We start from the raw sequence: 2,152 nt of genomic DNA on the forward strand, positions 1-2,152 counted from the left end.
CGTGATGTTGTTGTTGGCGTCGTAGGCGGTGCCGATGTCGGTGAAGCCGTCGGCGCTGGCCGAGTAGTGCTTGCTCGTCTCGCGGTTGAGGGCGTCGAAGGTGCGCGTGATGACCGTGCCGTTGCCGTCGGTGTGGCTAGTCATATTGCCGGCGGCGTCGAAGCCGAAGCTTTCGCTGGCGCCGTCCGGGTAACGCACGCCGGTGCGGCGGTTCAGCACATCGTAGTCGAAGCGCGTTTCGTTCTTCAGCGCGTCGATGTAGGAAACGTGGTTGTCGGCCTTGCCGTAACCGTAAGTGTGGGTGGCGACGGCGTCGCTGACCGTTTTCAGGCGGCCCGCGCTGTCATAGGTCGACACTGTGGCGTTGCCCAGCGGGTTGACCACGCGCGTGCGGTTGCCCACGCCGCCGTATTCCCGCTTGAGCAGCAGCTGGCCGTCGCGCGCGGTGGTCAGCAGGCGATTCAGGTTGTCGTGGCCGTGGGTGGTGGCGATGCCGCGCTTGTCGATTCCTTTGGTCTTATTGCCGTTCTCGTCGTACGCAGCGCTATACTTCCGCGATTTGCCGTCTTCGATGAAGTGTTTTCTTTGGCTATTGCGCTTACTCGTCCTGAAATTCGCACGCCTTATTTGGACGAAGCCAAAATTCCTGCGTTTTCGGCGCGGCCAAATCGCAGCAACGCACACACACCACCGCCGTAAGCCAGCCTGGGTCATCAACGAAGTGATCCGCCTCAAGGCATTGACCGACTTAAGCTGCCAGAAGTTGGCTGACACTTTTAATCGGATGCATGGGCAGCGACGTGGCGTTAGCGTCAGCAAAAGCTGGGTTGCTGTCACCGTCAAACGCCACAACTATAGGATCATGGACATGCGGAGGAAATGGAAGCGGCGCCAGCCAGTTCCACTCGGCCCCAATAAGATCTGGGGTGTGGACCTGACAGGCAAAGTTGATACGGACGGCTGCTCGCATGCCATCCTCGGCGCGATCGACCATGGCACTCGACTGGCTCTTTGCTTGGAAGCGCTGCCGGACAAGCGATCGGTCACGATCCTGGGCTGCCTGCTGCGCGCCTTCGGCAAATACGGCCTTCCACGCGTGATTAGGACGGATAACGAATCGGTCTTTCGCTCGCTGCTGTTTCGTACGAGCTTGCGGCTGCTTGGCATCCAACAGCAATTCAGCCAACCGGGCATGCCTTGGCAGAACGGTCGCATCGAAAGACTGTTCGGAACATTGAAGGAGAAGCTGGACCGGTTGGCCGTTGAGGATTTCATCGGCTTGCGGCAAGCGATGCGGGAGTTCGGCTTTTGGTACAACGCGATCCGTCCCCACCAGCACCTGGACGGACGAACACCGGATGAAGCTTGGCGCGGAGTCGATCCGTTTCGACAGGCGCCAAAAGCCGCCTATCTTTTCGATGCGTGGGACGGTCTACTAAAGGGGATCTGGCTGCGCCATTAGTTCGGTGTCAGCCGAGTAGAAGGAGATGTGGACGACCCCGTCCAGGGCTTGCTTCGCTCTTGCGGCTCAAGATGCTCATTCATTGAGCAGATATGGAAGAAACTGCGACATACCCGAACTCAAATTCGGGCTGCCGCCTTCGGAACGGGGCGATTCCTCGCGAAAAATCGCCCAACCAACATGCACCCAAACCTTTCTGGACGTCTGGACGGGGCAAAGCGATTTTCCGCGAAAAATCGCCCCGACAACATCCACCCTATCCTTTCTGGACGTCTGGACGGGGCAATCTGAATCCACCAAAAGTGCTCGTTCCCTACCAAGGCTGGAACGGGCTGTTGAAGGGATTTGTGCCGCTGCATTAGCTGGCCGCTTTGCAGTAGTGCGATGAACTTGGCGAACGGTAGATGTTCAGGACCGCGCTCGCTTGCCGATTCAGGTTTGCGGAAAAATTAGGCATATCGTGTTGAGCGATCAGACAATTTGCTGAAAAAATTGGCTCGATGGTTCGCCGGCCAACCCATCGGAAGCTGCTTTTGGTTAAAAAAAGCGGCCTCCAGCACCCCACCCCAATTCCAACTGAACACTGAACGGGGCAGGGCAACCGCAGCTACTTTGCCCACTTGAGTCCAATTACTGAGCAAGTCCCGCACAAGTAAAAATTGATACTATCGTAATCCCCGATGATCAATG

At 57.5% G+C, this 2,152-nt stretch carries 1 protein-coding gene and 1 pseudogene; one reads left to right on the plus strand and one right to left on the minus strand.

Translation table 11 applies throughout. From position 1 onward, the window contains the following. A pseudogene (locus tag H597_RS35710) lies at window positions 1-402 on the minus strand (RHS repeat domain-containing protein); the annotation flags it as partial. A gap of 16 nt (window positions 403-418) precedes the next feature. On the opposite strand from H597_RS35710, the gene H597_RS0116455 reads away from it, so the two are divergent. Beyond that, the gene (locus H597_RS0116455; RefSeq protein WP_211232058.1) at window positions 419-1,462 is read left to right on the plus strand and encodes an integrase core domain-containing protein; all 1,044 of its coding nucleotides are present in this window, start codon (window positions 419-421) and stop codon (window positions 1,460-1,462) included. Window positions 1,463-2,152 lie beyond the last annotated feature (690 nt).

Origin of the sequence: Pseudoduganella violaceinigra DSM 15887, from assembly GCF_000425385.1 — a bacterium.
GTDB lineage: Bacteria > Pseudomonadota > Gammaproteobacteria > Burkholderiales > Burkholderiaceae_D > Rugamonas > Rugamonas violaceinigra.